The organism is Psychromonas sp. Urea-02u-13, from assembly GCF_002835995.1.
Taxonomy (GTDB): Bacteria; Pseudomonadota; Gammaproteobacteria; order Enterobacterales; family Psychromonadaceae; genus Psychromonas.
The window spans coordinates 1-23,713 of sequence record NZ_PJBZ01000095.1 but is presented as its reverse complement, the minus strand read 5'-3'; the positions used below and the strand labels follow the sequence as shown (position 1 = coordinate 23,713).

Annotated in this window: 24 protein-coding genes; 4 read left to right on the top strand and 20 right to left on the bottom strand. The window is 38.0% G+C overall.

Annotation, left to right across the window (positions count from 1 at the left end; translation table 11 throughout):
- The 7 genes from CXF74_RS17870 to CXF74_RS17840 form a co-directional block, all read right to left on the bottom strand.
- Positions 1–356: hypothetical protein (locus tag CXF74_RS17870; RefSeq protein WP_198552908.1), on the bottom strand; the 356-nt coding region annotated here is incomplete at its 3' end.
- 80 nt (positions 357–436) lie between these two features.
- Positions 437–940, bottom strand: a complete 504-nt coding sequence (locus CXF74_RS17865) for a hypothetical protein (RefSeq protein WP_101083886.1) — start codon at positions 938–940, stop codon at positions 437–439.
- 3 nt (positions 941–943) lie between these two features.
- Complete coding sequence (locus CXF74_RS17860; RefSeq protein ID WP_101083885.1) at positions 944–1,111, bottom strand: AlpA family transcriptional regulator; 168 nt, start codon at positions 1,109–1,111, stop codon at positions 944–946.
- An 80-nt stretch (positions 1,112–1,191) separates the two neighbouring features.
- A complete protein-coding gene (locus tag CXF74_RS17855) occupies positions 1,192–1,923 on the bottom strand; it encodes a hypothetical protein (RefSeq protein ID WP_101083884.1) in 732 nt (243 codons plus the stop codon).
- On the bottom strand, positions 1,916–3,229 hold the full coding sequence (locus CXF74_RS17850; protein WP_101083883.1) for a tyrosine-type recombinase/integrase: 1,314 nt from the start codon (positions 3,227–3,229) through the stop codon (positions 1,916–1,918). Before CXF74_RS17850 ends, CXF74_RS17855 begins: the two co-directional genes overlap by 8 nt.
- A 453-nt stretch (positions 3,230–3,682) precedes the next feature.
- Entirely contained in the window at positions 3,683–4,864 is a 1,182-nt protein-coding gene (locus tag CXF74_RS17845; protein ID WP_101083882.1) for a GGDEF domain-containing protein, read from the bottom strand.
- Between the two features lie 368 nt (positions 4,865–5,232).
- Complete coding sequence (locus CXF74_RS17840) at positions 5,233–6,414, bottom strand: benzoate/H(+) symporter BenE family transporter (protein ID WP_442965957.1); 1,182 nt, start codon at positions 6,412–6,414, stop codon at positions 5,233–5,235.
- A 96-nt stretch (positions 6,415–6,510) separates the two neighbouring features.
- On the opposite strand from CXF74_RS17840, the gene CXF74_RS17835 reads away from it, so the two are divergent.
- Positions 6,511–7,065, top strand: a complete 555-nt coding sequence (locus tag CXF74_RS17835) for a helix-turn-helix domain-containing protein (protein WP_101083881.1) — start codon at positions 6,511–6,513, stop codon at positions 7,063–7,065.
- A gap of 73 nt (positions 7,066–7,138) precedes the next feature.
- On the opposite strand, the gene cysG is transcribed toward CXF74_RS17835, so the two are convergent.
- The 4 genes from cysG to CXF74_RS17815 form a co-directional block, all read right to left on the bottom strand.
- On the bottom strand, positions 7,139–8,557 hold the full coding sequence (cysG, locus tag CXF74_RS17830; RefSeq protein WP_101083880.1) for a siroheme synthase CysG: 1,419 nt from the start codon (positions 8,555–8,557) through the stop codon (positions 7,139–7,141).
- A gap of 84 nt (positions 8,558–8,641) precedes the next feature.
- On the bottom strand, positions 8,642–9,043 hold the full coding sequence (locus tag CXF74_RS17825) for a CBS domain-containing protein (RefSeq protein WP_101083879.1): 402 nt from the start codon (positions 9,041–9,043) through the stop codon (positions 8,642–8,644).
- A gap of 85 nt (positions 9,044–9,128) precedes the next feature.
- Positions 9,129–10,070 carry a malate dehydrogenase gene (gene mdh, locus CXF74_RS17820; protein WP_101083878.1) on the bottom strand — a complete coding sequence of 314 codons (942 nt, stop codon included), beginning with the start codon at positions 10,068–10,070 and terminating at the stop codon, positions 9,129–9,131.
- 307 nt (positions 10,071–10,377) lie between these two features.
- Positions 10,378–11,142, bottom strand: coding sequence for a transporter substrate-binding domain-containing protein (locus tag CXF74_RS17815; protein WP_232772570.1), 765 nt, complete (start codon positions 11,140–11,142; stop codon positions 10,378–10,380).
- A gap of 158 nt (positions 11,143–11,300) precedes the next feature.
- On the opposite strand from CXF74_RS17815, the gene argR reads away from it, so the two are divergent.
- The gene (gene argR / locus CXF74_RS17810; protein ID WP_101083887.1) at positions 11,301–11,753 is read left to right on the top strand and encodes a transcriptional regulator ArgR; all 453 of its coding nucleotides are present in this window, start codon (positions 11,301–11,303) and stop codon (positions 11,751–11,753) included.
- Here the strand turns inward: argR and CXF74_RS17805 are convergent.
- Positions 11,750–12,256 carry a GspH/FimT family pseudopilin gene (locus CXF74_RS17805; protein WP_157822445.1) on the bottom strand — a complete coding sequence of 169 codons (507 nt, stop codon included), beginning with the start codon at positions 12,254–12,256 and terminating at the stop codon, positions 11,750–11,752. The genes argR and CXF74_RS17805 overlap by 4 nt on opposite strands.
- A gap of 118 nt (positions 12,257–12,374) precedes the next feature.
- On the opposite strand from CXF74_RS17805, the gene CXF74_RS17800 reads away from it, so the two are divergent.
- On the top strand, positions 12,375–12,752 hold the full coding sequence (locus tag CXF74_RS17800; RefSeq protein WP_101083876.1) for a type IV pilin protein: 378 nt from the start codon (positions 12,375–12,377) through the stop codon (positions 12,750–12,752).
- 1 nt (position 12,753) lies between these two features.
- Here the strand turns inward: CXF74_RS17800 and CXF74_RS17795 are convergent, their stop codons facing one another.
- From CXF74_RS17795 to CXF74_RS17775, 5 genes are read right to left on the bottom strand one after another with little or no spacing between them, the layout of a single operon-like run.
- A complete protein-coding gene (locus CXF74_RS17795) occupies positions 12,754–14,676 on the bottom strand; it encodes a transglycosylase SLT domain-containing protein (RefSeq protein WP_101083875.1) in 1,923 nt (640 codons plus the stop codon).
- Between the two features lie 48 nt (positions 14,677–14,724).
- The gene (locus CXF74_RS17790; protein WP_101083874.1) at positions 14,725–16,308 is read right to left on the bottom strand and encodes an ABC transporter ATP-binding protein; all 1,584 of its coding nucleotides are present in this window, start codon (positions 16,306–16,308) and stop codon (positions 14,725–14,727) included.
- The gene (locus tag CXF74_RS17785; RefSeq protein WP_101083873.1) at positions 16,305–17,354 is read right to left on the bottom strand and encodes an ABC transporter permease; all 1,050 of its coding nucleotides are present in this window, start codon (positions 17,352–17,354) and stop codon (positions 16,305–16,307) included. The genes CXF74_RS17790 and CXF74_RS17785 overlap by 4 nt, the downstream gene beginning before the upstream one ends.
- Position 17,355: 1 nt before the next feature.
- Complete coding sequence (locus tag CXF74_RS17780; RefSeq protein WP_101083872.1) at positions 17,356–18,435, bottom strand: microcin C ABC transporter permease YejB; 1,080 nt, start codon at positions 18,433–18,435, stop codon at positions 17,356–17,358.
- Positions 18,432–20,240 (bottom strand): extracellular solute-binding protein, encoded by a 1,809-nt coding sequence (locus tag CXF74_RS17775; protein WP_101083871.1) that lies wholly within the window; start codon positions 20,238–20,240, stop codon positions 18,432–18,434. The genes CXF74_RS17780 and CXF74_RS17775 overlap by 4 nt, the downstream gene beginning before the upstream one ends.
- Positions 20,241–20,536: 296 nt before the next feature.
- Between CXF74_RS17775 and hpf the strand changes: the two genes are divergently transcribed.
- Positions 20,537–20,947: a ribosome hibernation-promoting factor, HPF/YfiA family gene (hpf, locus tag CXF74_RS17770; RefSeq protein WP_101083870.1), complete on the top strand. Its 411-nt coding sequence runs from the start codon at positions 20,537–20,539 to the stop codon at positions 20,945–20,947.
- Between the two features lie 219 nt (positions 20,948–21,166).
- Here hpf and tyrA read toward each other — a convergent pair whose 3' ends face one another.
- The 3 genes from tyrA to CXF74_RS22690 all read right to left on the bottom strand — a co-directional run.
- The gene (gene tyrA, locus CXF74_RS17765; protein ID WP_101083869.1) at positions 21,167–22,294 is read right to left on the bottom strand and encodes a bifunctional chorismate mutase/prephenate dehydrogenase; all 1,128 of its coding nucleotides are present in this window, start codon (positions 22,292–22,294) and stop codon (positions 21,167–21,169) included.
- 10 nt (positions 22,295–22,304) lie between these two features.
- Complete coding sequence (locus CXF74_RS17760; protein ID WP_101083868.1) at positions 22,305–23,372, bottom strand: 3-deoxy-7-phosphoheptulonate synthase; 1,068 nt, start codon at positions 23,370–23,372, stop codon at positions 22,305–22,307.
- 149 nt (positions 23,373–23,521) lie between these two features.
- A partial coding sequence (locus CXF74_RS22690) for a hypothetical protein (RefSeq protein ID WP_232772569.1) occupies positions 23,522–23,713 on the bottom strand: 192 nt, incomplete at its 5' end.

The window sequence follows — 23,713 nt, the reverse complement described above, 5'->3', positions numbered from 1 at the left end:
CCTTTAGGCAATAACTCACCAGCTTTATTATTTTTGCTGTTCCGAGTTCGTTTTAATCCTGCATTAAATATCGCATACGCCTCTGCTCCCGTTGTTACATTCACAAACTGCAAAGTAACACCTTGGCTTTTATGCTCGCCATATTGCCCTGTTGAATAGTCATAATAGATATAAACATTGAGAGAAAATAACGTGGCAATATCAGAAACCAATTCTTCTTTATTTTCATTGAGCCATTTTTTAGGCACTTCTATTTGACTCTGTGACTGTATGGTTAGCAGACCATTAACAATATTAATTTGATCGCCTCTTTCAAATAGTTTATTAAGTAATGAAAATTTATTTATAGTGGTCATTATGCGATACTCATTTTGTAAGCTAGTGGTCAGCCGTCAAACTATTCCACCAGCTACATTCCAAACGAAAACCAACTTAATTAAATATCTTTTTGAGTTGGCTTCTCACTTTCGTTAGCCGCTACACCTAACGAAAGGAAATATTCTTTCTGTGCTTCGCTATGCTCAAGCTGAACAACAGGAGTACGCTGTACCTCCTTTTTGTTTTTTTCATCGCAATATATAGCTCGGTCTTTACGCCTTATTCTTCGAGCCTCCCTATCTAAATTTTTATCCCCTGATAAATGTCGGTAATTTGCTATTAAGCTTTTTTCACCAAGTTCATTGATGTAGCGATCAATTAACCAATATCCAAATCGTTTCCCTTCTAGCTTCTGCAATGGTGCGCCATGAAAGTTTTTAACGTGTATTGCTAGTTCATTTCGGCTTATTCCATTGAGAACAAGATCCAATACCAAACGCGATTTACTGTTAATGTGGGGGATATAGCAATCTTCAGCTAATAGATTTATTGTCGTGAATTTTCCCATATGAGATTCAGTTGATGTATTAGGGGAGTCTTTCGATATGCTTTGCTTTTTCATCGCCTAAACCTCCCCATTTTCAAAATGGGCAAGCTGTTCTGCAGTCCAGCCTAATAAGACTTTTCCTGCTCGCTTGGGTGGCGATAGGGTTTTGTCTTTGGCCCACCAACGCCAAATTGTACGTCTATTTTTTTTGTAGCGGTTTTCTAAATCAGAGTAAGTTAGATACATAAAATAAAGCCTCGTTAATGAATGAGACTTTAATTTACTAGATGGGACTTGTATCAGGTGACCGATATGCGACAACTAAATTAATAACCACTAAGATATCTCTGCCTGACGGTAGAGGCTGCCACTCCCATTTTAGGTCCTATTATTTTTGCCATCTCGCTTATTGATATATTAGGCCGACTCTTTCTAAGTTCATCAGCTTGGCGTTTAGCCTCTAAAACTCTATTCTCTTTTCCCTTCTTTCTTTCTCTTGTTGCTCGCTGGGTTTCATGAGGGACAATATCCCCCTCAATACTAATAAGAATGATATCTGAATATTGAGATATAGCCTCTATAAGTTGATTACATGCATTCTCAAAATCGCCTTTATTAATATAAATTTTAATATTATAAAATAGGTTCAAAAGCCAACCAATTCTATTAACATTAGGCACGTTAGCAAATTTTTTTTCGTATAAATAAACCCCTAATGCCATGCCCTCACCTACAGGAACTGTTGTACCATCCTGACGATAAGCCACATTAACATCTGTAGGTAAATTTAATCCTTTCAGTATTTCAAGGAGCCTATTAGTGTATTGATTTATCGACTGCAGATTAGACCCCATCGAATAGCTACCATCATCATTTTTTTCACCATGTTTTTGATAAAGAGCTTGTTTTTGCTCAGCCGTCGTCAGCTGTGTTTCATATTTAACATCAATGCTAGGCTTCTTATTTTTTCTAAACTTGATGGTCTTGCTTTGCCTTAGATCTGTTGGATTGAATATTTTATCGGACTTTTTATATTTTTTTATCTCGTTATCATCCATGTTTTTGCTCTCCGAAATTTCCTTCAATAATTTTTGCCTCAATACCAGTCAATCTCACTTCCCACTTACGTAACGCTTCACGCTTTTCTGAAAGGTAGCTGTATCTATCATAATGCTTTGAACTCACATCATTAAGCGCATGATTCTGTAACCTGTCGCGTAACTCTTTAGATATTCCCAGTTCACCCATTAGCGTTTTACACGTTCTTCTAATGTCACGAGCAACAAAGGCCTTTGTCTCTGGATTAGCTTCCCTATAACGCATAATGGCTTTTGAAAAGCTGTCTGTTCTTAAATGCTGGTTGCTGTCATTCTTACGAGGGAATATAAATGGGCTAATCGTAGCTTCACCCTGTAACGCTTTCAGAACTTTAATCGCACTATCAGTTAACGGTATTAAGTGTGAGCGTTTGTTTTTACTAACCTCGCCAGTGATCAATAATGTTTTTTCTTGCCAGTTGATGGACTCCCAGCGACTAGCCACTAATTCATAAGGCCTTTGCCCTCCCGTATGAAAACAAAGCGCCAATAGGTCTGACACCATAGGGCCAACCCTGTTTACTGTGTGAAAGGTATTTAGCAGCTCTTTTACTTCATTGAGTGCTAGCCAATTCTCGCCCACTTTTTCTGCGCTTGATTGCTTTGCGATAACTTGAGCGGGATTCGTTGTTAGTCCAAATTTAACGCCGGTGTGAGCCTGTGCGGGGTTTAAATCATGCTTAAGCCCAAAGTTAAAGGCTGCAACGATATAGCTTCTGACTCGGTTTGATTGAACTACCGCGCCGCGCTGAATCATGCTTGAAAGTACAGGGACAATATCTGTTGGCAGTATGTCTTTAGCTTTGCTTTGAGGTTGGATAAATGGATAAACTTCTTTTTCTAATGACTTCAACACCGCTTCATAGGTTCGCTTACCATCAGTTTTCATTCTATCGGTATACGCCCTAAAAAGTTGCTTTATGCTTCCTTTCATTGCCTCCGCTTGCCTTGCCTCCTCTTTCTCTTGCTCTAGCTCCTGTAGGACCTTCTTAGGGTCCCCACCTCGCGCGACTATTTCCGCAAACTCATCACACTTACTTTGGGCTATTGTCATAACAAAATTATCTGACACTAAGCCCATTCTAATAAATTGTCGTTTTCCATTTATGTAATACCTGTATATCCATCGCTTAGTACCTGTTGAGCTAACTTCAACACCTAAACGGCCTTTACCTCGCTCGCTGGAGGCTCTGTAGGACTCATAACGCTTGCCCGTTACCTTCAAGCCTATTACTTGATTGTGAGTTTTAAAAGTGACTGTAGTCATGATAACTGCCTGTAGTTGTGCCTGTAGTAAGAGCGAGAATGAATGAGATGCATTAAGACAATAGACTAAACAAAAAAAACCTCAAGTCCTTTTAAACAAAGGAGTTAAGGCTTTTACACTATCTCATAATGTTTTTTAAAATCTCACCAATTCTACGACTCATAATCGGCAGGTCCCCTGTTCAAGTCAGGGAGGGCCACCACTTTTTAAAACCTTCTCAGTAACACCTCTAAAATACTCAAACCTTTTAACACCCTACAACTGAATACTTTAACTATAAAATAGACTGCTTTTACACTGCGACTCCCTCAAAAAAATCTGCTACAGTCTGAATCTATTAAGATTAATGAGTTACATTTTATTTCACACAACAGTGTTGGAAATTATTTCGCTTATAAGTAATTAAAGCCTTTAATCGCTTATAAGCAGTTATTTTTCTAATTTTAGAGGATGTTAATAATAACGAATTGGAGGTGTTGGGGTACCGCTCTCTGATTTGTGTTTAAGTTTTTCAAGTTCGGCTTTTAGCTCTTCATAATTGGATTGTTCTTCTTGTTTCTTCGCTACCTTATCCAATGCTATATCATCAAGTTCAGAGCGCGTAGCTAACTTTTCTTCTTCTCGAAGTGTTGTATTACCTGATGATGGCGTGATGCCTTTAAGCTGAGAGATCATATCGACCCCCTTTGTTAACTTATCTTTTTTCTGAAATTCTAATTTATCCGCTGATGGAAGCATATTTTTAAGGCGAGATATCATATCGGCCTTTTCATTTACTTTATTATCTTGCTGAGATGCTAACTTATCGGGTGCCGGTTTTACGCCTTGAAGGCGAGATATCATATCGGCCTCCTCGTTAAACTTTTCTTTTTCCTGACCTGAGCTTTCTAAGTGACTCACTTTTTGTGACTCTTTTGACGTTTGTGATATGGAATTTTTTATATTTAATGGTTTTTTTGAGGGCGATGAAGCGATGACAGAGTCTAGGGAGGAATCTGTTTTTTCTTTAATTTCCTCTAAGACAAGAGGTAGACTAACCTGTTTATTACCTGAAACCTGAGCAACAGATAAAGCGGAGTCAGCCTCTTTCATTAACATGCTCATTGATGTTGGATAAATATAAGAGATGCCGATACTCAACGTGACGATATTCTTTACTTTCGAGAATTCGTGCTCCGTTTTAGATTTCTCAACATTTTGACGCAGCGATTCAGCAATCAGTTCTACTTTTTTAAGGTCTGTTCCTTTAATTAAAATAACAAACTTATCTGCTTTATAACGTGCTAAAAAAAAGCCAAACTGTTCAGATTTTTTTTTAAGCTCTAACGCGACAACCAGTAACATAAAGGCCGCAGCTTGATGTCCATAATGCGCATTATAAGCTTTAAAGTAATCAATTTCACATATCAGCACTGACAGTGCTTCTTTGTCTTCACTCGCTTGTTGCCAAAGCTTCTCGTAGTGAAGTTCAAAAGTATTGAGATCTGCGATATTCATCTGAGACATAACTTGTGCAAAAGCAGATGATTCACTGCTAGTTGTCTCTTTTGCTTTATCTTCTCTTTTTTGCTGTTGTGAATGTGCAGCTAACGATTCGGATCTGTTTTTTTGTGTGCTCTGATTAGACTTTTCCATAGATTATGCCTTTTTAACTTTACCTTTCCTTTTTAGAGTAAAAGATAACTATTTACAAAACGTGAATACGCATAAATTAACAAACCAAAACATAGTTTATTTATCAACTACACTAATAAATGTGACTCAATGCATAAACGTAATAATAATCATCTCGTTATTAAATTGGTTAACAAAATATGTTGCTCACATATACCTCTATGCAAATAGTTTTTTGTTAAAAATATTACAAGAGAATTTTTGTCATTCACGGAGAGGTTTAGAAGGGGTTAAACATTAGTTAAAATATAACATCGCACTTTAAAGGCTAGGGAGAAGAAATTTAGAACCTCCTTCCCCCCTTTCTTCATTTTTTCATCTTTTCTTTCTTAAGCTTGTTTCTTTAATGTCTTTTGTATAAAAAGCATGACGCTACCGATAATTAATCCCCATAAAACAGAGCTCATTCCCCAAAGAGTTATACCTGAAGCCGTCACAAGAAATGTAATAACGGATGCTTCTGATACCTTACTCACAACAACGGTATTATGAAGACTGCCAGCAATGGTTGTGAACAGTGCAATACCCGCTAATGAGTAAATTAATGTATTAGGTAATACAGCGAAAACAGTCATTAAATACCCCGCAGAAATAGCCATTAAAAGATAAAACACACCACCAGCAACCGCGGCCCAATAACGTTGCTCAGGCGCTTCACTCACTTCATCTGTCATACAAATAGCAGCCGTTATGGCGGCTAAATTTATTGCGTAGCAGCCAAAAGGAGCAAAAATCATATTAACAAAACCACTACAACTGAGTATTGATGAAATGGGAACATCATAATTATGCGCTTTTAATACTGCAATTCCGGGTAAGTTTTGGGCTGCCATGGTTACAATGAATAAAGGCAGACTAATACCCAATATGACTTCAAGATTAAATTCAGGGGCAATATAACTAAACTCACTGACTTGCCAAGATAGATCCTTGGCTGACACTAAATCAAACTGCCACGCCAATAAAATGCAACAAACTAAGACCAATAACATAGTAAATTTTGGCAGTAGCTGTTTGCTTATAAAATAAGTCACCAACATGGCAATCACCATCCATGGCGCTTCGTTCATTTGATCAAAAACAGCAATACCAAAATTAACTAATATTCCTGCTAACATCGCCGAGGCAAGTTGAAAGGGAATTCTATTGATTAACTTTTCAAACCAACCAGTGAGTCCACACAATAATATGAGCCCGCCCGATACCATAAAACCTGCAACGGCTTCGTTAAGGTTAAACCCTTGTGTATTAGCAATCAGCAACGCTGCGCCCGGTGTTGACCACGCAATGAGTATGGGCAGTCGATAATATAGCGATAAACCAATAGAGGTGCCCCCCATTGTTAAACCAAGCATTAATATCCAGCTTGACGCAATGCTGGCATCTCCCCCTAAGTTAATGACCGTTTGATAGATCAAAGCAGCAGAGCTTGCGAAGCCAATAATGACCACCACCATTCCTGCTGTCATAGCACTTATAATACGATTGACTAAGATAATAAAATTTCCCATAATGACACCCCGCGTACGTTATAACGTACAACATAACATGATATAACATGATATAACATGATATAACATTGTGCGCTATAACGCACAAGGAAAGCAATGAGCAACAATATAAATACTGTGATCGGTCAGCAACTAAAAAAAGCAAGAGTCGTTAATGGCTGGAGTCTCGATACAAGCAGTAAAAACACAGGTGTTTCAAAAGCGATGCTTGGGCAAATTGAACGTGCTGAATCAAGCCCAACGATTGCCAAATTGTGGGCCATCGCCAGTGGTTTCAACTTACCATTGAGCTATTTTCTCGTGGCTATTGCCGATGGGAATAATGCTAAAATTGTGTTAAAAACTGAACAAGGGATATCAGCGACAACGCTGTTTGCTTTTGACTCCGTCACCGGGATGGAAGTACTCTCTTTAACATTGATGCCCTTACACCAACAAATGTCACTGCCACACAATGATGGCGTAATAGAGCATATTGTTGTTGTCGAGGGTGAGATGGAATATTTTTTAAAGGGGCAGTGGCATCATTTACAGAGGGGTGAAACGGTAAAGTTTAAAGCAGATAAAAAACATGGTTACCGTAATCTAAATGAACAGCAGGCAATATTTCACAATATTATTAGTTACCCTTCAAAAAATTCAAACCGCTAAGTAATTCGATGTGAAACACAACACTAAAAAACGTTAAGGCGAAAATAGTCAGCGCTTAACGTTTTAAGTGATTTTAAGCTAAATTAACCAAGAAAGGGTCACGCGATAGCTTGTGGCTATTTTCTGGATTATACCAAGCCAGCTTATCGGCTAAATTTACAACCTCACCAATAATCATTAATGTTGGGCCTTTTAAGCCTCCACCTAATTGAGTAAGCTCAGATAAAATGCCAATGACCACATGCTGATCTGGCGTTGTTCCTTTGTTAATCAAAGCAACAGGTGTATCACCACCACGACCAAACTGAAGTAATTGTGCTTGTATCTCTTCTGCTTGTATTAGCCCCATGTAAACCACTAATGTCTGATTTTTAATGGCTAATGCCTTCCAATCGAGCGACTTGCCATTTTCTTTTCTATGGCCCGTTACAAAGGTCACCGACTGCGCATAGTCTCTGTGTGTTAAAGGGATACCGGCGTAAGCACTACAGCCAGAAGCGGCCGTGATGCCAGGGACAACCTGAAAATTAACACCTGAAGCAACCAGCTCTTCTAACTCTTCACCGCCACGGCCAAATATAAATGAATCGCCACCTTTTAGACGTACGACTTTTTTACCCTGCTTGGCATATTCCACCAGCATTTGATTAGTGCGAGATTGTGCGACTTCATGATTACCCGCTTCTTTACCCACAGAGATAAGATCCGAATCACGACGAACAAGATCTAATATTTCCGAAGAAACCAGTCGATCATATAAAACAACATCAGCCTGTTGCATCAATTGTAATGCCTTTAATGTCAGCAATGAAGGATCGCCCGGACCCGCGCCAACAAGCGCAACATCACCCTGAGCAACATCTTCAGTCAAACTCGCTTCCATTAATGCCAATGCTTTTTTTGTATCACCTCGCTGTAAAAGGCTACCTAACTGGCCATTACCAAACAACTTCTCCCAATAACGTCGACGCAATGAAACATTTTGTAGCGTTTCTTTTACACGATGACGAAATTCACCAGAGATTTTAGCTAAACGGCCAATATGCATCGGTAATAATGTTTCTAATCTTTCTCGAATTAAACGCGCTAAAACAGGGGCTTTACCACCACTTGAGATAGCAACAATGATGGGAGAACGATCAACAATAGATGGCATGATAAAACTTGAAAGCGCCGGATTATCAACAACATTAACTAATAGCTGACGCTTATCCGCACTTTCAGCAATCTCTTTATTAACTTCTTTTTGGTTCGTTGCGGCGATAACTAACCACTTATCGTCCAACAGCGTTTCTGTAAAACTACCCGCGATAATCTTAATCTGACCAGCATCTGCTTTTTGTTGTAATTTTTCGTGGAAGCTTAGTGCACAAACAGTAACTTCTGCCCCTGCTTTTAATAAAAGATGCACTTTACGCAAGGCAATACTGCCCCCACCAATCACAAGACAAGGTCGATTTTCTAATTTAGTAAAAATGGGTAAGTAATCCATGCTGGCGCCTAGTTAATATTGAAAGTACACACTATAAAGAAATATTTAGTGGAGTTAAAACACTAAAAAAAGATTTCTTATGGTCTAATTGTCTAAAAGTGCCCTTAAACCATCATGCAGTGTAAAAATCCCTTCAATATTGCCATTTTTAAGCACAGGTAAACATCCAATGTTGTGCTCTAGCATAAGAGTCAACGCACTACGTATAGTGGTATCGCCACTGACAGTAACCGGTGAGCGACTCATCACTTGATGTGCACGTTGTGCAATGGTTTTTGTATCTCGAACAGATTCAGCCTCAGTACCCAGAAAAGGGCTTAAGCAGCGTAATAAGTCACGCTCGCTAATAATGCCTTGTAATTCATCCCCTTCCACAACAAGTAGATGATGGAAAGAAACACAATCCAAAATCTCTTTTACAACGGTTAATCGATCATCCATTTCGACACTAACAACACGTGTTGTCATTACTTCCGACACTTTCATATTAGTTCCATTTTCAGTTAGTTAGAGTAAAAGTATAGGCGTAAAAAAACCAGCCTAAGCTGGTTTTTTTGTAAAACAGTGAGGGTTAACTATTTTTTACAAAGTCGATGCCTTTTTGGATATCATCATGCAATACCGCTAACATCTCTTCTTTCTTCTGATGCTCAAATGCGCTTAGGTCGCCAAACGGTAATACACGTTCAATACCATTAATGCCTAATAGAAGCGGTTGCGTAAAGAATGGCGAACATGAGTTATCACCATCTACATAAGCATTTTGTATGATGCCTTGTTTGCCTAATAGAGCCTGTACTAAATTGATACCAAATACAGAAGCTGCACGTGCCATAGAAAGTGTTGCAGAACCACCACCCGCTTTTGCATTGACAACTTCTGTTCCGGCATTCTGAATGCGCTCAGTTAGATCAACAACCTCTTTATCGGTAAATTCTACACCCTGCACCTGGGACAGCACAGGAAGGATAGTAGTACCACTATGACCACCAATTACATTTACACGGACATGTTCAGCGGGTAGCCCTTTTAAATCTGCAATAAATTCTTCTGCGCGGATAACATCCAACGTTGTAATACCAAACAATTTATTTTTGTTATACACACCAGCCGCTTTTAAAACTTCAGCTGCAATTGCAACAGTTGTATTAACTGGGTTAGTAATAATACCAATACACGCGTTTGGAGAAACTTTAGCAACAACACCCACTAAATTCTTAATAATCCCAGCGTTAATATTGAATAGGTCGCTACGGTCCATACCTGGCTTACGAGCGACACCTGCTGAAATAAGTACAACATCTGCACCTTCTAATGCGGGCGTGGCATCATCGCCACCAAAACCTGTTACTTTAACGCTGGTTGGAATATGACTTAAATCTTTTGCAACACCGGGTGTAACGGGCGCAACATCATAAAGTGATAACTCTGAGTTTTCAGGAAGGTCTAATTTTAATAATAAAGCTAAGGCTTGACCGATACCACCAGCGGCACCAAGAACTGCAACTTTCATAACACACTCCAAAATAGTTAGTTAACGTACAAGTTGAAAATATACTAATCTAAATTAAAACGTTATGTAAAAAATGTTAAATAAATGTGAGCCGTGTTAACTACCTTCTGAATTTGTATGAGTAAGATCAACTTTAATATTAACTACCTAGTAAGTATTAGAGATAAGAAGAGGCAATTTAAAGGGAATATAACTGAAGGAGTAATATTTAAAGGGAGAAATGAGCAACTAGACGTTTTTACTCAAGATTTCATTTAAGTAGAGGTTATGAGTCATCTATTTATACTATTGCACTGAAGCCTTAAGATTAAAGATTAAAATACTGATTAAAAATGCTTTGGTAAGTACCATCTTCACGTATCGTTTTTAAGCCATAATTAAGTCGCTCTAGCAACGCGCTATTGCCCTTCTTAACAGCAATCCCATAACCAGAAAAAAATTCCTCTAGGAAAACAGATTCTATTTTTTTCACTGAAAATGTCTGACTGTTATCAGATTTCAGTAAAAAATCAGCAACAACTGCTTGGTCTGCAAACACCACATCTATTTTCCCTTCGTTTAAATCTAAAAAAGCTTCTGAAGAAGAAAGGTAAGAGATAATAAAACTATTGGTTTTTGCGTGTTTAATTAAATACTGATGATTAGATGAATCAGATTGCACACCAATAAACTTTCCAACAATAGAGAAAGCTTCTTTGTTATCAGCTGCGCTGACAAAAATAGGGGGAGACTGGTAATAGCTATCTGAAAAGTCGACTTTATCTTGGCGCTCTTGGGTAATGTCTAAGGCGGCAATAACAGCATCAAACCGACCAAACTGTAATGTCAGTAATAAACTATCAAAACTTTGATGATTAAATTTACAGGTTAAATTTGAAGCTCGGCATACTGCATTCGCAATATCAATATCGAAACCTTGGATCTGCTTAAGATCATCTAAATATTCAAAGGGGTAATAATTAGCTTCAGTTACAAAATTAACCGATATATTTTTATTAATGTCTATCGAAAAAGCCTGCATAGGGAAAACTAAAGATAATGCAAAGGCACAACTACGCGAAAATAACGTCATTTCAACATCCAATAAAAAAATCGTAAAAGGAATATTTTACAATTAAAAGGTGATTTTACATAAAACGAATAGTTATGCACTTATTTTGCAAATTAATCTATTGTAAATGGGGTGAGATTAATTATTATATGCATAATTATTTAACAGAGTTATATTACATGAAACAATCAACTGAATTAATAGATTTCTTTAAAACCTTACTAAAAAAAGAGCGACTGAGCTCTCAGGGTGAAATAGTTGATGCACTGCAAGAAGCAGGGTTTCATAATATTAACCAATCTAAAGTCTCGCGTATGCTCAGTAAATCTGGCGCCGTGCGTACGCGCAATGCAAAACGAGAAATGGTCTACTGCTTACCTGCTGAACTGGGTATTCCTACTACAAGCAGTCCGCTAAAAAACTTGGTGGTTGATATTGACAGTAATGACAGTTTAATTGTTATCCGTACCAGTCCAGGAGCAGCCCAACTGATTGCCCGATTACTTGACTCTATCGGAAAAACCGAAGGCATATTAGGCACAATTGCCGGCGATGATACCATTTTCATTACGCCGACTAATTCCCAACAAATCAACAAAACACTTAAAGTAATACAACAGCTGTTTAGCTAACAGCTATATAACCCTAATACCCCATTTACGCCACACATCCTTACTGAGCCAAGTATATTGAGACGAATTTGTACTGAAGTATTGCTACCAGACTGTAGCGTAAAAAATTTATCGGGTTCATCAAATGCACCACGTACCCTATCAAACTTTGGCCCTGTATAAGTTGAGCTAAGCGTGAGCCCTTCATATCCGACTGAATTAATTGAAGTGATGTCACAGGTTGAAGGTGTTGCATTACAATCACAGCTAGCATTATCTTCATTGACACCAATACACCAATTGGTTCCTGGTGTTATTTTAAGGTAAATGTCTTTATTACGCTTAATGGACTCTGTTTTAGCTAAACTAAGCATAAAGTAGACCCCATCACTGCCGCCTTTTAATTTATTGCCATCAAACATCGCCTTAAAAGAAGGTAAACCAATCGCAAGAATAATTGCAACAACCGCAATAGCGATTAACATCTCAATGAGTGAAAATCCTTTTAAAAATATACGTTTCACTTTACTTCCTCCATCAAACGCCATATCAAAAGTTTAGCCTAAGCAATGAATAAAGCAGGTGAGTTTGCAAATAAAGATCTACACTTTATTTATTAAATGTGGTGCAAATGGGGTATTTATGAAAAGAGTCGTAGGATTTACATTGATTGAGTTATTAGTGGTGATCGCAATTATTGGGATTTTAGGCAGTATTGCTTACCCTAGCTTCCAATCGCATATGATAAAGGCCAGGCGGGGTGAAGCACAAACTGAGCTCATTAAAGCTCAGTTAAAGCAAACAAGTTTACATATATTGAATCCAGCTTACTCTGATGATGAAGCAGAGATCGGATTAGTTAACAGTGATTATTATACTTTCAGCGTCATTTCTGCAGGAACAACTACCTACTCAATGCAAGCAGTAGCAAAGGTCGGGACAACACAAAATAATGATACCGGCTGCACTACCTTAAACATTAATCAAGATAGTGCCCATACAAATGAAGATTGTTGGTAATTTAGTAAATTGCAGTCAATTCCGTATCATTAAAAAACTCCATCGGTTTTTCTAATACGTGCTGATAAATCACATTATACGCGAGTACATTTTTTACATAGCGGCGTGTTTCTTTGTAAGGGATAGCTTCAACCCAGCTATCCATGCTTAACGCTTTAGTATCACGCCCTTTTTTATCTTTCTTCCAACGATCAACGCGATTAGGTCCTGCATTATAAGCAGCGGTCGCTAAAATTCGATTACCTTTATAACGTGTTAACAAGCTATCAAAATAGGCGGTACCGAGTTGCACGTTAATATGCCCTTCGGTTAGCTGGGCTTGTTTTTTATAACTTTTCAAACCAATTTTTCGTGCTGTTTCTTTAGCGGTTGCTGGCATCAATTGCATATACCCTGTCGCGCCGACAGGGGAACTAGCAAACTGATCAAAAGAACTTTCTTGCCTTGTAATAGCGTAAATATAACTAGAAGGCACTTGGTATTTAAGTGAATTTTCTGAGAACAGATCTGGTTTAACTTCTGGGAAGCGAATATTTATCGCATCCCAACTTTTTGAGCGAATACTCGCTACCACAGAAAGGTGTGACCAGCCTTTATCAAAAGCATATAAGCCAAGCTGGCGTTGAATATCAACGTCTCGCCCTTGCAATAAAGCTTCCCACTCTCGTTTTACAAGCCCCGTATAATGATGGAAATTAAGTTCTTCGATATGATCTAATTGCGCTTGAACATAACGTAAACTTGTTGCTTTAGGTTCAACAATTTGTGCATTAAGTTGATAAGGAAGACTTAACTTTTGAGCAGCTAAGAAACCATAATACTTACGTTTTCCAGAAATTTTCAGGTATAACGCGTCTGCTTTTTTGAATTGTTTTTTCTGCTCAAAAGCACGTGCTTGCCAATATACCCAAGTGGTCTTTTGTGCATTCTCTGTTGGTAAAGCGCCAATCCAATGTTCAATATCAGCCCAATTATTATATTTTATGGCATAGCGAATTCGCTGTTCAGTGAGTTTTACGTTGCCTAAGTGCAGTAATGTCTCATCTAACCAAGGTAATAATTTTTGCTTATTATCGATTAAAATTCGATATGCAAAGTATTTTTTAAGTTGAATTTCATCATTAAAAGTAAATGGAATTTTTTCTTCATAGGCATTATAGGTTTTCAAAGCCAGTTTAATATCCGCTCTCGCTAACCGTTTGAGCAGAGGTTTTACAAAGGAGTAACTGGCTTGCTCTCGGTGAGTAAATAAACCACTTGTTGATAGTTTTTTTGTGTTTTTATTTAACGCATATAACTGTGTCGCGAGTGTTTTATTTTTTCCTTCCATCAGCCCAATAAGGTAATTCATTAAAGGTTTTTTATTACGCTGAAAAGCCCGTTCAAAACGCTGCCAAATCAGTACTTGAGAAATTTTATTTATCTTCAGGTAATAATTAAAAACGGTGTCACAAGCATTAGGTTGGGAGCTGCCTTTTAGCCACGTTTTTTTTACATCAGGCCAAATACTGCGGTCATCTCCCATTTCTATTTTAGCTTGGAAATAGAAACACTTAAGCTTCCCACTACGTGGAAGCTGTGGATAAAAAGTGACAAATTCAGTCCAGTATTTTTTTCCGGCTAAATAATAAAGATATTCACGCTGTAATTGGTCACTTATTTTATAGCGTTTATTATTGTTGATAAAATCATTTATTTCGACAACGCTATCCTGTGAAAATTCTTTTTTTAGTTGCTGATACTCTAGAATATAAGTGAGCGGATAAATAGGAATAGTATCCAGCTTATCTTTTGCCTCATCCCAGTTATTATTCTCCTGCAATTGTAGCGCCTCATTATATATGAGCCGTTGCTGGTCGATAGAAATAGAGAAAACGGTAGAAGAAAATAAAACAGAAGAGATGATTAATATAAAACGCACCATAAAAGCCAACTTAAAGTCACAGAAAGGAATGTATTAGGTCATACTACGCTATAGCAATGCAGAAGATAATAATATCTTCGTGTATTGTTGCTTTGGTGCGCTGAAGATCTCATTTGTAAACCCTTGCTCAACCACCTCACCCGCTTTCATCACTAAGACTCGATGACTCATCGCACGAACGACAGAAAGATCATGGCTAATAAATAGGTAACTTAATGAAAACTCTGCTTGTAATATAACCAACAAATCTAATATTTGTTTTTGAATACTTCTATCTAAAGCGGAAGTCGGTTCATCTAAAATGATTAACTCAGGATTTAAAATCAACGCTCGCGCTATCGATATTCGTTGGCGCTGCCCCCCAGAAAATTGATGAGGATAGCGCGACGCGCTATTTTTGTCTAAACCAACACGCAGTAACGTTTCATTCACTTTATCCTCAACTTGCTCTATGGTTAATTGTGGTTGATGCACTTCCAATCCTTCAGCAATAATATCGCCTACACAAAGACGCGGGCTAAGGCTAGCAAAGGGGTCTTGAAAAACAATTTGTAATTTTGAACGCACTGCCTGCAACGATTTTTTATTATGCGAATCGATTTGTTGCCCTAAAAAAACAACCTTACCGGTACTTTTATTAAGCTGTAAAATAGCCTGTGCTAAGGTACTTTTTCCTGAACCACTTTCCCCTACAATGGCAACCGTTTCCCCTTTATGAACAGCGAGGCTTACGCCTTTAACGGCATCTAACGTTGTGGTGACTTTTCCCCAAAAATTCTTCTCCATTGCAAAAGAAACATGGATATTATCAGCGCTTAATAACAGCTCAGGATTAATCAGAGGTGTCATTTCTCCACAGGGAACCGCATCTAATAATAGCTTGGTGTAAGCGCTCTTAGGTGAGTCAAACAATGCCTGTTTCGCTTGTTTCTCAACAACTTCACCATTACGCATAACGATCACATCATGTGCAATGCTTTTTACGATGCATAGATCATGGGTTATTAATAAAATAGCCATGTTAAGGCGTTGTTGTAACGACGCTAATAAACCTAAAATTTGCTTTTGAATCGTGACATCAAGCGCCGTTGTAGGTTCATCTGCAATCAGTAATTCAGGATCATTAGCCAGTGCCATGGCAATCATGATTCGTTGGCGTTGACCACCAGAAAGCTCATGCGGATAAGATTTTAAGCGCGTTTCAGGGGCTTCGATACCGACTAAATTTAACAGCTCAATAGTGCGATTTAGCGCTTCTTTCCCTACTATGCCTTTATGAAGTAACAATGTTTCTGCAATCTGTTTTTGTACTGTGTGTAAAGGGTTTAAAGAGGTCATGGGCTCTTGAAAGATCATGCTTACTTTATTACCACGAACCGCTTCTAACACCGCATCACATTTACCCACCAGTGCTTCACCATTAAGGGTTATTTCTCCCGTAGGGTGATGCGCTTCTGGATAAGGTAATAATTGTAAAATAGACAGTGCAAGTAAAGATTTTCCGGCACCACTTTCGCCCACAATGGCAAGTGTTTTACCACGTTCAAGCTGAAAGCTAACGTTCCGTACAATAGATTTTTCAGCAAAGCTAATGCTTAAATTATCAACACTTAATAAGCTTGGGTTACTCATACTGATTTCCTTGGGTCAAATGCATCACGTGTCGCTTCACCAATAAATACAAGTAATACTAAAATAGTGGATAAAGAAATAAAGGCGGTGATAGCCAGCCAGGGAGCATGTAAATTATCTTTGCCCTGTGCCACCATTTCACCGAGTGACGCTGAGCCTAATGGCAAACCAAACCCCAGAAAATCAAGCGATGTCAAGGTCGTTAATGCGCCTGTAAACAGGTAAGGCATAAACGTCAGCGTGGCGATCATTGCGTTTGGTAAAATATGTTTAAACATAATTTTACTGTCTTTTACCCCCAGCGCATGTGCCGCTTTTACATATTCAAGATGTCGGCCACGTAAAAATTCAGCACGCACAACACTCACTAAACTGGGCCAGCTAAAGAGAATCATTAAGCCTAATAACCAGCTAAAAGTGGGTTCAACAAAACTAGCAAGGATAATAAGCATAAATAACATCGGTAAGCCTTCCCATATTTCCAGTATTCGCTGTCCAAATAGATCTATTTTTCCGCCGTAATACCCCTGAATAGCGCCAACAACAATACCGATAATCGAGCTGATTAAGGTTAATGTAAGGGCAAAAAAGACAGATATTCGAAAACCGTAAACTAAGCGCGCGAGTAAATCACGCCCTTGATCATCAGTGCCTAAGTAATTAACGCTGTCCGGTGGAGAAGGGGCGGCTTGTGTCAATTCAAAATTGATACTGTCGTAATAAAAAGGCACTAATGGCCAAATAATCCAGCCTTCTTTCTGTATCTGCTCAATCATGTAAGGGTCACGGTAATCAGTAATAATATCGAAATCACCTCCGAGCTTATTTTCAGTGATATCTTCGATGATCGGAAAGTACCAATTTTGCTGATAAGAGACCATTACCGGTTTATCGTTGATCCATAATTCTCCGAGCAAACTTAATACAAATAAAATTGAAAATATCCATAATGACCAGTAACCACGTTTGTTATTTTTAAACTGCATCCAACGACTAGCATTCACCGGGTTACGACGCATTTTTTTTAATGTAATTAATAGTGACATATTAACGTCCCTCAAAAGTGATGCGTGGATCTATTAAGGTGTAAGTGATGTCACTAATTAACTTAAGCACTAATCCTACTAAGGTGAAAATATACAGAGAGGCAAAAATAACCGGATAATCTCGATTTATAACAGATTCAAAACTCAATAAACCTAATCCATCTAACGAGAAAATAACTTCAATCAACATCGAACCCGTAAAGAAAATGCCAATTAAGGCAGCCGGTAATCCAGCAAGCACGAGTAACATCGCATTACGAAAGATATGCCCGTAAAGAATACGATTTTGCGAACAGCCTTTAGCACGTGCAGTGATTACATACTGTTTATGAATTTCATCTAAAAAGGAGTTTTTAGTCAACATGGTTAACGTGGCAAAGCTGGCTAATACTGAAGCAGAAATAGGTAATGCAAGATGCCAAAAATAATCTTTAACCTGCCCCCATAAACTTAACTGTTCAAAGTTATCAGAAACCAAACCGCGCAGAGGGAACAAATCATAATAAGACCCTCCGGCAAATAATACGATTAGGATGATAGCTAAAATAAATGCAGGAATCGCATAAGCGACAGTAACGATAGTACTACTCCAAATATCAAAACGGCTACCGTGTGCCGTCGCTTTTTTAATGCCCAGTGGTATAGAGATAAGGTAAGCGAGTAAAGTGGTCCATAAACCAAGAGAAATAGACACGGGCATTTTCTCTAAGATCAAATCAGTCACTTTTTCATTACGATAAAAACTATCGCCAAAATCAAACTTCGCATAACGCCATAACATCGACAAATAGCGTTCTAAAATAGGTTTATCAAAACCATATAGTTTTTCTAGTGTGGCAATATATTCAGGGTCTAATCCCTGTGCTCCACGATACTTACTCCCACCCGATGAATTTTGTATATCACCGTTACTGCCCGCAGCCATTCGGCTACTGTTGCCATCTCCGATACCTTGGTACTGTGCAATAGCTTGCTCAACGGGTCCACCGGGCGCTATCTGAACAATAAAGAAATTGATAGTCATGATGCCTAGTAAGGTAGGGATAATAAGTAATAATCGTCTTAATATATAACTATTCATAATGCCCCCTGCGCATTAGTTAACCACCAAGTGCTCAACCCTAAATCATACACGGGTGAAATAGCAGGTTTAGAGTATTTATTCCAATAAGCGATTCTGTGTGAAGGCAGGTACCACTGTGGTATAACCATAAATTCATTTAATAACACTCTATCAAGTGCCTTCGTGGTATTAACCAATGTAGCCCGTGAGTCACTGTTTATAAGCTGCTCTACAAGTTTCTCAACGACAGGGGAACAAACACCCGCCCAATTTGATGTCCCCATCTCCATCACGCTATCACAGCCCCAAAAACTAAGCTGCTCATTACCCGGTGATATAGATTGCCCTTTACGTAGAGAAAGCAGGTCGAAGTCAAAATTATTAACACGATTTATAAACTGTGAAACATCAACTAAACGGATAGACGTTTTAATGCCGATACGTTGCAAGTTTTGTCTAAAAGGATGAACAATACGTTCAAAATCTTTACTATGCAGTAAAAATTCAAATTCAAACTGCTGACCATTTTTATCCTGCATTTTACTGTCTTTAAGCTGATAACCCGCTTTCTCAAATAGCGCCACCGCACGTCGCATCTGTTGACGTACATTACCATCGCCCTTTGTCATCGGTAATAAAAAAGGCTGGAAAACACGGTCAGATAATTGATCGCGATAAGGCGAGAGGATCTCTTTTTCCGCATCACTAATAATGCTATGTGTAGACAATTCAGACCCTGAGTAAAAACTATTGATACGTGTATAGGCGCCATAAAAAAGTGTTTTGTTTGCCCATTCGAAATCAAATAACAAGCTAACGGCTTCTCTTACGTTTTTATCTTTAAATTTTTCTTTACGAAGATTGAACCAAAAACCTTGCATGCCTTGAGGGTTTTGATCACTAATATTTTCAGTGACTATCTCACCCGAATCAAACAGGTTGCCTTTATATCCAGTCGCCCAGCGTTTTGCAGAGCTTTCCAAACGGTAATCAAATGCGCCAGATTTAAATGCTTCAAAAGCCACACTAGCATCGCGGTAATAATCAAAAATCAGTTGGTTAAAGTTATAGTGCCCCTTGTTTACAGGTAAATCCTGCGCCCAATAATTCTTTACACGTTGATAAGTAATACGCTTACCTGCTTTAAAGCTATCTACTTGATATGCCCCAGAGCCAAGCGGCAATATTAAATCCGCTTTAGAAAAATCTTTATCTTTCCAGAAATTTTTCGAGAAAATAGGTATTTGCCCAATAATTAAAGGTAACTCTCTATTACCACTCTGGTGAAAAGTAAAAGTAACTTGTAAAGGAGCATCAACAATGACTTTTTTAATGCCTGCGTAATAAGAACGAAATTGTGGTGCCCCTTCGCTAATAAGCAATTCAAAACTAAATTTAACATCTTCAGCTTGAATTTTTTTTCCATCGTGAAAACGTGCTTGAGGATTAATTTTGAAACTAACCGAGGAAAAATCGTCTGCTACTTTGACACTTGAGGCAATTAAGCCATAAGCAGTAAAAGGTTCATCACTTGATTGTTTGAGTAAAGAATCGTAAATCATGGTAATGCCTGTCGCGGCATTACCTTTTACAATAAAAGGATTAAGTGAGTCAAAGCTACCAATCGTTGCTTGTTTAAAAACACCACCTTTCGGCGCATTGGGATTAACATAGTCGAAGTGGGTAAAGTCTTTATTATATTTAAAATCGCCGTACATACTTAAGGCATGAGACCAAGATGAAGAAATTGCTGAAAAACTAATTGAGGTAAGAGTGCAAAACAGTAAAACAGGTATAAACTTAATAATGTGTTTAAAACGCATAAGGCAGTCGCTATCGTTGTAGAAGAGTATTAACGATAGCAAAAGAGTCTGTGAATAAAAGTAATTTAATATAAAAAAGAGAGGTAAAGAGAGGAACTTATCCAATCAACAATGGACTAACTTATAAGATTGAACAAGCAATCTTTTTTTTTAAATTAAAAAAATGGTCTTAGGTCAAAATTTTTTTCACCTAGTAAAAAAAGAGAATTAAATATGATCTAGATCGCTTTTAATATTAAGAAAAAAGCCTAATCTATTTATGAACACAATGAGTGTATAACCTAAAGGTGTCTTATATGAGAATTGAAATTACAAGCAAACAAATTACTATCACTGACACGATGCGCACGAAAGTAGAGGAACGTTTTCAAAAACTTGAAAAACTTCAAGTCCCCCTAATCAAGCCACACTGTATCATCACTAAAGAGCCAAAAGGCGTTAAGATTGAAGCAACAATCGGCGTACCAAATGGCAAAGTATTCGCTCATGCAGAGCATGATGATCTTTATATTGCTATCGGGCAATTATTCCAGAAAATTGAACGCCAACTTAATAAACACCTACATAAATCTGAAGCAAGTCGTGCCAAAAATAATGGCAAAGATATGTGTCGCAATGGTGAAATTTCAGGGCAAGCAATTGAAGAGACAGAAGTTGAGATCGAATCTGATGCTGAGATTAAATTAAATAAAGAATTCGCTGCTTAATAATCTCGAGTTATTACGCACACAAAAAAGGAGCTTTTTAGCTCCTTTTTAAGTTTTAGAAATCTAATACTTAAAAGACTGTACTACTATCCTATTAAGTCCTCATCTAAAACTCATCACTCTCTTTTTAACTCTAGATAAAAACACTTACTATAAAATAAACAAACGTTAGAAAGCAAAAAAGGAACTAGTTAGCTCCTTTTTTATTAATGCCTTCGACTACTTTTCTTCGTAGTGACGATTATCATGTGCTTGTTGGAGCATCACACGGCTCTCATCTAAAAATAGTTGAGAGTAATCACCCATCCAATCAGTTACCGACTCAAAACGTTTAATGAACGCCTCTCTATCCGAATTCTCTAATAACTCAATCGCATCAGAGAAATGCTTATGGTAACGTTTAATCATCTCAAGGTTACCTTTCTGCGATAATATAATATCAGCATATAAAGCAGGCTCTTGCGCGAATAAACGCCCTACCATCGCTAACTCTAGACGATAAATAGGAGAGCTTAAATCAAGTAACTGCTCAAGGTCAGCATCAACTTCTTGAAGATGCACACCGTATACAAAGCTAGTGAAATGACGTAACGCTTGAATCAATGTCATTGATTCATCGTGAGTTGGCGCTTTTACATTATAAAGATGCGAACCCCAAATTTTCATTTGCTCAATCAACCAAGCATACTGCGCTTCACCACGACCATCACAGTAAACGATGACCTGTTTTGCAAAGCTTGAAATATCAGGCCCAAACATAGGGTGTAAACCAACAACAGGTCCTTTATGCACAGCAAGCATTGCTGTAAGCGGAGCATCTTTGACACTCGTTATATCAGCTAAAATACAATCATCAGGTAAGTAAGTAAGCTGATTAATTACATTTTCTGTTACATCGATTGGAGAACCGACAATAACGAGCCCAGCTTGACTACAAATTTGTTCAGCTTGATCCCAATTAGCACGGCCTAATACATCAACCTTGTATCCAGAAAGCTCAAACATTTCAACAAAACGCTTACCTAATAACCCGTTACCACCGATGATAACAATGCGCTTCATTGCAGGGTTAATAGTTTTAAAGCCAGTTTCATTTTCACTTGCGTAAGACTCACGCATCGTACGACGTAAAATATCTTCGATTAAATCAGCAGGAACTCCTTTTGATTCAGCTTCTGCACGACGTTTAGCAAGCATAGCGGCTTCACGCTCGGGTACGTATATAGGCAATCCGTGCTCAGTTTTTACTTCGCCTACTTCACCGACTAAACCTAAACGCTCAGCTAAAAGATCAATTAATTTTTGATCCACAGCATCGATTTTATCTCGTAGTTTACTTAAAGGCATAAAGTTCTTCTTATCGTTTCTGTAAGCTATCAGCTAATAGTTTAACTGCATCTGCAAGTAATACTTCTGTTGTCGCCCAATCGATACAGGCATCAGTAACTGATACGCCATATTTAAGGTCAGCAGCAGGAAGGTCAGCAGATTGATTACCCGCATTGATATTACTTTCTAACATGATGCCAACAATAGATTTGTTTCCTTCCGTTACCTGATGGAAAACATCTTTTGCAACAAGAGGCTGAAGTTCATGATTTTTATTAGAATTCTCATGGCTACAGTCAACAATTAATACTTGTTCAACATTCACTTTCTTTAAAGCTTGCTCTGCTAATGCAACATTCAGTGAATCATAGTTTGGTTTACCACCGCCACCACGCAAAATAACATGGCCATCTTTATTACCGTTTGTTTGTAATAATGCACTTTGGCCTAACTGGTTAATTCCCATGAAGCGATGAGCAGATGATGCAGATTGCATCGCATTTACTGCTGTTGATAAGCTACCATCAGTACCATTTTTGAAACCAACAGGCATCGAAAGGCCACTTGCCATTTCACGGTGAGTTTGAGATTCAGTAGTACGTGCGCCAATAGCAGCCCAACTGAACAGATCACCTAAGTATTGTGGGCTGATAGGATCTAATGCTTCAGTCGCAATAGGTAAGCCAAGCTCAGAGATAAACAATAATAATTCACGTGCTTGTTTAAGACCGGTTTCGATGTCGAAAGAATCATCCATATGCGGGTCGTTAATTAAACCTTTCCAACCAACAGTTGTACGTGGCTTTTCAAAATAAACACGCATAACAATAAATAACGACTCTTTATACTTATCATGCAAAGCTTTAAGTTTAAGCGCATATTCTTTAGCGGCTTCAATATCATGGATAGAACAAGGTCCACAGATAACTAAGAATCGAGGATCATTTTTATGCACAATGTTTGCAACAACTTCACGAGACTCATTAATAAATCGATACACATTATCAGAAGCGGGAAGTTGCTTTTTAAGTTCAGCTGGCGTAATTAAAACAGTTTCTGATTGAATGTGGATATTTTCATTTTGTAGCGTAGTCATTTTAATCTCGTTAAAGGTTTATAGTGAATCCATCATACCATAGCAATTTAACAGGTGAATTATTAACAGAATGAAAATGCTAGATTTTACAGGTATTGAGTAGAGATAAATGTTTTAAGCAAGAAGATGTGTAAAGAGAATGAAAAATATTAACCTCCTAAACGAAAAAATCTCTGTCGACGTTGGTCAATAGGGATTATCTGGATTTGATTGCTAGCTTGGTTTTCTTGATACACAGCGTTTGTCGATAGGTGGGCATCGAGTGGGTCATCGCAGTCAAAGCGTCTAATAACGAAAAAACCCCAACCTTCTTTCGAAGATTGGGGATTATCTGGATTTGA